Annotated in this window: 6 protein-coding genes; 2 read left to right on the top strand and 4 right to left on the bottom strand. The window is 67.9% G+C overall.

All coding sequences use genetic code 11. From position 1 onward, the window contains the following. From E1261_RS41135 to E1261_RS41125, 3 genes are all read right to left on the bottom strand, one after another. Positions 1-2,404, bottom strand: a 2,404-nt coding sequence (locus tag E1261_RS41135) for an excinuclease ABC subunit UvrA (RefSeq protein ID WP_132415185.1), incomplete at its 3' end; no start/stop codon positions are given. Positions 2,405-2,608: 204 nt separating this feature from the next. Then, the gene (serC, locus tag E1261_RS41130; protein ID WP_132415184.1) at positions 2,609-3,733 is read right to left on the bottom strand and encodes a phosphoserine transaminase; all 1,125 of its coding nucleotides are present in this window, start codon (positions 3,731-3,733) and stop codon (positions 2,609-2,611) included. A 100-nt stretch (positions 3,734-3,833) separates the two neighbouring features. Further along, positions 3,834-4,670, bottom strand: a complete 837-nt coding sequence (locus E1261_RS41125) for a phytanoyl-CoA dioxygenase family protein (protein ID WP_238176770.1) — start codon at positions 4,668-4,670, stop codon at positions 3,834-3,836. Positions 4,671-4,736: 66 nt separating this feature from the next. Here E1261_RS41125 and E1261_RS41120 point away from each other — a divergent pair, with 66 nt between their 5' ends. Beyond that, positions 4,737-5,492 (top strand): helix-turn-helix domain-containing protein, encoded by a 756-nt coding sequence (locus E1261_RS41120; protein ID WP_238176769.1) that lies wholly within the window; start codon positions 4,737-4,739, stop codon positions 5,490-5,492. On the opposite strand, the gene E1261_RS41115 is transcribed toward E1261_RS41120, so the two are convergent. Further along, positions 5,489-6,601 (bottom strand): citrate synthase 2, encoded by a 1,113-nt coding sequence (locus E1261_RS41115; protein ID WP_132415182.1) that lies wholly within the window; start codon positions 6,599-6,601, stop codon positions 5,489-5,491. The genes E1261_RS41120 and E1261_RS41115 overlap by 4 nt on opposite strands. Positions 6,602-6,697: 96 nt before the next feature. Between E1261_RS41115 and E1261_RS41110 the strand changes: the two genes are divergently transcribed. Beyond that, positions 6,698-8,120, top strand: a 1,423-nt coding sequence (locus E1261_RS41110; RefSeq protein ID WP_202875433.1) for a hypothetical protein, incomplete at its 3' end; no start/stop codon positions are given.

The following is an 8,120-nucleotide window of genomic DNA, read 5'->3' as shown; positions in this document are numbered from 1 at the left end:
GGTTGCTGGGGGTGGTGGCGGCGACTATGCGGCCGCCGGCGGTGCCGCCTTGGGGGCCTAGGTCGATGACGTGGTCGGCGTTGGCGATCAGGTCGAGGTCGTGTTCGATCACGATGACGGTGGCGCCGGCGGTGATGAGGCGGTCCAGGACGGTGAGCAGGACGCGGATGTCGGCGGGGTGCAGGCCGACGCTGGGTTCGTCGAAGATGAAGAGGGTGTCGGACTGGGGCTTCTCGAGGTCCGCGACGAGTTTGAGGCGTTGGGCCTCGCCACCGGACAGGGCAGGCGTGGCCTCGCCGAGGATGAGATAGCCGAGGCCGATCTCGTCGAGGGTACGCAGACGAGCCTGCACCTTGCGCAGCCGCGGGAAGACAGCCCGCGCCTCGTCGATAGTGAGCGCCAGCGCCTGCGGGATGGTCAAACTGTCGACCGTCACGGCATCGGCGGCGGGGCTGTAGCGGGTGCCGCCGCACAGCGGACAGGGGATGTCGACGTCAGGCAGGAACTGCACGTCCAGCGAGATCTCCCCGGTGCCCTCGCATTGCGGGCAGCGCAGACTGCCGGTGTTGTACGAGAAGTCGGCCGCGGTCAGACCGAGCGCACCAGCCTCCGGAGTGGCCGCATAGGCACGGCGGAGGTCGTCGAGGATTCCGCTGTACGTCGCCACTGTCGAGCGCACGTTGCGTCCGATCGGAGCCGCGTCGACGACGACGGTTCGTTCGATCCCGCCCGCATCCAGCCCTCGTACATGTGCGGGGGCATGACCGAGGAGAGCCTCGGCAAGGCTGTCCAGCACGAGCGTGGTCTTGCCCGAGCCCGACACCCCGGTCACCGCGGTCAGCCGACGCAGCGGGAACTCGGCCTCCAGCGCCTTCAGCGTGAAATGCGGTTCGGTCTCGAGCCGGATCCGCCCGTGCGCAAAGGTCTCCCCAGCAGGCACCCGCGGCCGAACCACCACCGGCTCCGCCCCACTCAGGAACCCTCCGATCAACGAAGCATCAGACGCCTCCAACGCAGAAACGGTGCCGGTAGCAACGATCTCGCCACCGTGCGAACCAGCGCCGGGCCCGATCTCCACCAGCCAGTCCGCGTGCCGCAGTACGCGGACGTCGTGATCCACGAGCACCACGGAGTTCCCGGTCGCGACCAATCGCCGTACGACGTCGATCAGTGCGTCGATGTTGCTCGGATGCAGGCCGACCGACGGCTCGTCCAGGACGTACAGCAGGCCGGTCGCGCTGCTTCGCAAGGTCCGGGCGAGCTGTACCCGCTGCAGCTCACCCGTCGAGAGCGTGCGGGACGCGCGGTCGAGCGACAGGTACCCAAGTCCCAGCCCCAGCAGGTGTTCAGCGGTCGTGATGAACACGGCCGCGATCTGACGGGCCATCCGCTCAAGCTCCGCAGGCACCGGCAGCCCTCGAACAAACTCCGTGGTCTCCGCAAGACTCCACGTCGACAAGACATCGAGCGGCACGTCGTTCAGCAGCACGGAACGCGCGCGGGCGTTCAGCCGCGAGCCACCACAGGTCGGGCACTCGGCGACCCGTACGAACCGGTCGAGCCGAGCCACCGTCTTCTCGCTCTGCGCGTTGTCCAACGCGTCCTGGACGACCCGATTCGCGTTGCGGTACATCGCGTTCAGCTCGAAGACGTTGCCTTTCTTGCTCGTGACAACGACCTGCCGCTTCGTCTCGGCCCCGTGATAGACGATCTCCCGCTCAGCCTCCGTCAGCTCCCCGAACGGTACGTCGGTCCGCACGCCCAACTGGGCAACTACCTGCGGCAGCAGCCCGGCGCCGAACGACGCCCAGGCAGCGATCGCACCGTCGTCGATCGTGAGCGACTCGTCCGGCACGAGCGTGCGCTGGTCGATCTGCCGAGTCTCACCTGTCCCACCGCAGGTCTCGCACGCCCCGTCGCTGTTGAACGCGAAGTCCTCAGCCCCCGGTACGGCGAACCGATCCCCATCCACCGGACAAGTCAGGTAAGCGGTCGATGCGATCTCGATCGTCGCTGCAACCCGATGCCCGTGAGGACACAGATGCGCACCCAACCGCGAGTACATCAACCGCAGCGAGTTCAGCAGCTCCGTCGCCGTACCGAACGTGCTCCGCACCCCCGGCACCGCAGGCCGCTGATGCAATGCGATCGCCGCAGGCACCCCGTCCACCGCGTCGACATCCGCGCGAGCCGCCTGCGACAACCGCCGCCGCGTGTACGTCGACAACGCCTCCAGATAACGCCGCGAGCCCTCGGCGTACAGGACACCGAGGGCCAGCGAGGACTTGCCCGACCCCGAGACACCGGTCAGCGCCACCAGTTGGCGCAACGGGATGTCGACATCGACGTTCTTCAGGTTGTGAACCCGGGCCCCACGAACCGCGACTTCCTCGCCCCAATGCATGCGGCCATGCTAGTGGTCCGTGTCCGAAGTTCCTTGACGTATGCGGCGCCCAGGCACGCACCTCGCGGCAGCGGAGAAACAGCCACGATAAAGAGCATCGAGGCTGCTTCTCCGCCACCACGATGCACGCACCTGAACACCGCCTACTGTCAAGCAACTTCGAACACGGACCACTAGGAGCACAGGGCAACAAACAGCCGCAGCTCAGCGCAGTTTGTCGACGATGTAGTCGATCGACTGGGTGAGCTTCTCGACGTCGTCCGGGTCGACCGCCGGGAACATGGCGACCCGGAGCTGGTTGCGGCCGAGCTTGCGGTAGGGCTCGGTGTCGACGATGCCGTTGGCGCGCAGCGTCTTGGCGACCGCGGCGGCGTCGATGGAGTCGTCGAGGTCGATCGTGCCGATCACCAGCGAACGGGAATCCGCGTCGGTGACGTACGGCGTCGCGTAGTCGGACTTCTCGGCCCAGGTGTAGAGCCGGTTACTCGAGTCGGTCGTCCGCGCGACGCTCCACTCGAGGCCGCCCTGGCCGTTGATCCAGTCGGTCTGCTCGGCCATCAGGAACAGCGTGGCCAGCGACGGCGTGTTGTAGGTCTGGTTCTTGCTCGAGTTGTCGACCGCAGTGGCCAGGTCCAGGAACGCCGGGATCCAGCGGCCGGAGGCGGTGATCTCCTCGACCCGGGCGAGCGCGGCCGGCGACATGACAGCGATCCACAGGCCACCGTCAGCGGCGAAGCACTTCTGCGGAGCGAAGTAGTAGACGTCGGTCTCGGTGATGTCGACCGGCAGGCCGCCGGCGCCCGAGGTGGCGTCGATCGCGACCAGCGCGTCGGCGTCCGCTCCCGCGACCCGCTTGACCGGCGCCATCACGCCGGTGGAGGTCTCGTTGTGCGGCCACGCGTACAGGTCGATTCCGGCCTCGGCCACGGCGGTCGGACGGGTACCCGGGTCGGACTTGACCACGGTCGGGTCGCCGAGGTGCGGGGCGAGCTGCGCGGCCTTGGCGAACTTCGAGGAGAACTCACCGAAGCTCAGGTGCTGGCTACGCTCGCGGATCAGCCCGAACGTCGCGATGTCCCAGAACGCGGTCGAGCCACCGTTGCCGAGCACCACCTGGTAGCCCTCGGGGAGCTGGAAGAGGTCGGAGACGCCCTGCTGCACCCGGGCCACCAGGTTCTTCACCGGGGCCTGGCGGTGCGAGGTGCCGAGCAGCTTGGCGCCCTCGGTCGCGAGGGCGGCGACGGCCTCCGGACGCACCTTGGACGGTCCGGCGCCGAAGCGGCCGTCAACGGGCTTGAGCTCAGCAGGAAGAACGATGTCGCTGGTCACCAGCGGTTCCCTTCGTCGTCTGGCAAGTTCTGCGCCGACGACGCTGTCAGCATCCACATCATCCCACATTGCCATGCCCGGCCCGCTCCGGGTCTCAACCTCACTCGTGTTTGCGCTCGATCACCTGGGTGCCGGTCAGGACGGCCACCGGCCCCTCCGGCGTCTCGGTCCACTCACCACACGCCCCGCCGCCCTCGGCGACATCCAGCGTCAGTTCGGTCCCATCCATCCGCAGAGCCGGGTGGTAGTACGAGGCGACCTTCTCGGCCTCGCCCTGGATGTAGTGGCCGATCAGAGCGCGCCGGAAGCGGTCAGTGGTCACGTTCGGTGCACTCCCGTGCACCAGTGCGCCATGGAAGAACAGCACGTCTCCCGGCTCCATAACGACCGGTACGGCGGCATCCGGCGTCGGCAGCGGCACCGTCACGTCGGTGAAGCTCACCGTGGTGTCCGCCTTCTCCGTGCACAGGATCGGCCAGCGGTGACTACCCGGCACGACCTCCAGACACCCGTTCGCCTGGTCGACCCGGTCGAGCGCCATCCAGGCCGCCACACACGTCCCCGGCTCGGCCTTCAGATAGAAGTTGTCTTGGTGCAGCGCCTGCCCGCGGGAGCCCGGCGGCTTGAAGTACAGCATCGTCTGCACCGCGTACGGCGACCTGTCCAGCAGCCCGGTCATCACCTCGTCGATGCGCGCGTCGATGAGCCACTGCAATGACACGTCGTCCCAGCGATGCATCTGAGCCATCCGCGGGTATCTGCGCAGTGGGTCGCGACTACCGGAGTTCACGCCGGACTCGTCGTTGGCGTACGACCTCTGCTTCCGCAGCACCATGTAGTGCTCCCGCAGCCGCTCGGCCTCGTCGGCGCTGAACAGCCCGCGTACCAGCGTGTAACCGTCCCGCTCGAACTCCTGCTTGTACGAATCACTCACCATGAATCAATTGTCCAGTCCACAATGGAGCTGAGCCACGGAAGATCCATGCAAGGAGTTGGACTTTTGTTGCAGCCACTACCGCTGACCCAGCTGTCCCCGCCGACCTTCTGGCGCTGCGAGCCCAACTGGTCCTGGGTGTCGCTCAAACTGCCAGACCACCTGCTGTGGTGCGTGCTGGACGGTCGCGGCCAACTAGAGCTCAACGGTGCGCACCAAGAGCTCAGCCCTGGCGTCTGCGCGGTCTTCCAGCCAGGCGACGCGCCCCGGGCAACTCACGATCCACGGAGACGGCTCCTCGTGTTCGGCATGCACTTCGAGACCAGCCAGTACGGCGTCGTCCCGGAACCGCGCTGGGGCGAGGTCATGGACCGCGAGCTGCTGAATGTGCTCGCGCGGACGAGCGATTCGGCGTACCGGCGTGGTGACGCACTCGGACGGAGACAAGCCGAGCTCTGTCTGGAGCAGCTGATCGGACTGATCTGGGACGCGGTCCACAACCCCAGTCGACCGGTGACCGACACTGCGGTCGACGAGGTGGCCCGCCAGCTCCGCCAGGACCCGGGCCGGGACTGGACTGTCGGAGAGATGGCTCACAGAGCCGCACTGTCTCGGGCACAGTTCACGAGACGCTTCGTCCGGCAGTTCGGCATGTCACCGGCGCAGTACCTGATCCAGGCCCGCATCGACCGCGCACACCAGCTGCTGACCGAGAGCGGGATGACGGTCACGCAGACCGCCACCGCTCTCGGCTACACAGACGTTCCTTACTTCAGCCGCCAGTACAAGCAACGCACAGGCCGCAGCCCCAGCCAGGAGCACTAGGCCCAGGCAGGGTCCCAGCCCTCGATGGAGTCGGCCGGACGGGTCCCTGGGCCGGAGTAGATCGCCGACGGACGGATCAGCCGCCCGGTGCGCTTCTGCTCCAGCACGTGCGCACTCCAGCCGGCAGTCCGCGCACAGGTGAACATCGACGTGAACATGGGCGGCGGGACCTCGGCGAAGTCCAGCACGATGGCTGCCCAGAACTCGACGTTGGTCTCCAGCACCCGGTCCGGCCGCCGCTCGCGCAACTCGGCCAGCGCGGCCTGCTCCAGCGCCTCGGCCACCTGGTACCGCGGTGCGTCCAGCTCACGCGCCGTACGACGAAGCACGCGGGCCCGCGGGTCCTCGGCCCGGTACACGCGGTGGCCGAAGCCCATCAGCCGGTCGCCGGCGTCCAGCAGACCCTTCACGTACGCACGGGCGTCACCGCTGCGCTCGACACCCTCGATCATCGTCAGCACCCGGGCCGGTGCGCCACCATGGAGTGGGCCGGACATCGCGCCCACAGCACCGGACAGGGCAGCCGCGACATCGGCGCCGGTCGAAGCGATCACCCGGGCGGTGAACGTGGAGGCGTTCATGCCGTGCTCGGCCGCGGACGTCCAGTAAGCGTCAACCGCCTTCACATGCTTGGGGTCGGGCTCACCACGCCAGCGGATCATGAACCGCTCGGTGATGGTCGTCGCCTTGTCCACCTCACGCTGCGGCACCATCGGCTGCCCGATACCCCGCGCGGCCTGCGCCACGTAGGACAACGCCATCACCGCGGCGCGGGACAGGTCCTCACGAGCCTGTACGTCGTCGATGTCGTACAGCGGGCGCAGTCCCCAGGCGGGGGAGAGCATGGCCAGCGCCGACTGGACGTCGACCCGCACGTCGCCGGTGTGCACCGGCAGCGGGAACGGCTCCGCGGGCGGGAGACCCGGGGTGAACGTTCCGTCGACCAGGAGGCCCCAGACGTTCTCGAACGGCACCCGGCCGACCAGGTCCTCGATGTCCACGCCGCGGTAGCGCAGCGCCGACCCTTCCTTGTCCGGCTCGGCGATCTGGGTGTCGAACGCGATCACGCCTTCCAGCCCGTGCTGCACCTCGGTCTTCGGATCTGACATACCACTCCCTCGTCCTCATGTTTGGCGCCCAGGCAGCATAGTTCTCCGAAGCTACCCGGGGATAACTTTCGTGGCCTGGATCGCATCGAGTAGAGCGTGGAAACACTGGTCGCCTACGCCTTTCACCGGCCCGACTCCGCCGCCCGTGCGGCCGAGGGCGCAGCCCGGGTGGAGGCCTATTACGCAGGCATCCCCAAGCGCGGCGGCCACGACGGCAGCACGCACGGCCTGCACCTGTGGGGGAGTGACGACACGCTGTGGCCGTCCTGGCATCAGACGGGGACCGTCCGCGTCGCCAGCCTGCACGCCCCGGTCGGCTACGAGCAAGTGGTCGGCGACATCGACCCGGCCGATGCACCTGGTCCGCTCGCCGAGGCAGTACGTCGTACACCGGAGGCCTTCATCGACTTGGCCCCACCGTTCACCATGGCAGTGCTGGACGATGACCGCCTGGAGCTGTTCACCGACTCTGCCGGTCTGGGCCAGCTCTTCCAGGTCCGGCTGCCGGACGGCTGGGTATGGAGTAACCGCCCGGTCGCCGCACTGCTGTTCGCCGGTGTCGCCGCCGCAGCCTCACCACGGGGCTGGGCGTTCGCTGCGGCTTGCGGCTGGTTCATGGGCGACAGTACGCCGTACGAAGGGGTGCTCGCCGTCCCCGGCGCGACCCACATCGTGGCCGACGGCAAGCTCCGCCGCCAGACCACCAGCCGGATCGAACCCAGCACCCTCTGGCTGACGGACGCACTCGAGGAACCCTTGCCGGACTTGACCAACTCGGTACGTCGCCTGTGGCCGGCCGGGCCGCCGGTCCCGCCGAACACCCGCCCGGAGCAGCAGAGCCTGGTCGAACGCGCCCTGAGCTGGCACCGGTACGCCGAAGGTCTCCACCCAGCGGATGATCTGTACAACACGCCGCCAACCGTCGACGAGGATCCGGCGGTTGCCTACGGCCACTACTACCCGGCCGATCTGGTTGCCGTGGACACCCTTCCCCTGCACACGAAACTGCAGATCTTCACGCAGCACCTGGAAACCACCCTGGTCCCAGCCGCCGGTCCCTCCGAAGCAGCCCGAGCCGCAGTAGCCATCCAGATCGAGCAGGTCCTCCGAGACGCCGTACGAGGCGGCATCGAAGACGCGACCATGCTCGACTACTTCTACCTGACCGAACCCCTCCGCCGCCGTACCCCATCAGCTAGCGCCGTCCCTCTAACGCCCAACCACATCCGCGCAGCTCTCACAAACCCCGCAACAACCACCCAGCCGTCGCGGTCCCTCCGTCCCCGGCAACCACGGCCGCGGCGGCTGGGTGATGCACCCGACCGCGACCTCATCGCCACCATGCTGCTAGACGTCCAAGGCTTCGATGAGCGCGCCCTCAGCACGCTCTGGGCCGCGTCAGTAGCCGGCGCAAGCTCTGCCGCAGCCGAGGTGATCCTCCGCCGAGCCCTCTGGCGCGCGACCTTCGACCTCCACCTAGCCGAGGTCAACAACCACCTCCCCGAGCTAATCCGCCCCC

Source organism: Kribbella albertanoniae, assembly GCF_004348455.1.
Taxonomy (GTDB): domain Bacteria; phylum Actinomycetota; class Actinomycetes; order Propionibacteriales; family Kribbellaceae; genus Kribbella; species Kribbella albertanoniae.
Note: the sequence above shows the minus strand (reverse complement) of the source record. Positions and strands in the feature narration are given on the sequence as shown.

Coding starts and splice junctions, on each gene's coding strand:
- E1261_RS41125 (WP_238176770.1), bottom strand. CDS start 4,670: ATGGTGAGTGATTCGTACAAGCAGGAGTTCGAGCGGGACGGTTACACG.
- E1261_RS41115 (WP_132415182.1), bottom strand. CDS start 6,601: ATGTCAGATCCGAAGACCGAGGTGCAGCACGGGCTGGAAGGCGTGATC.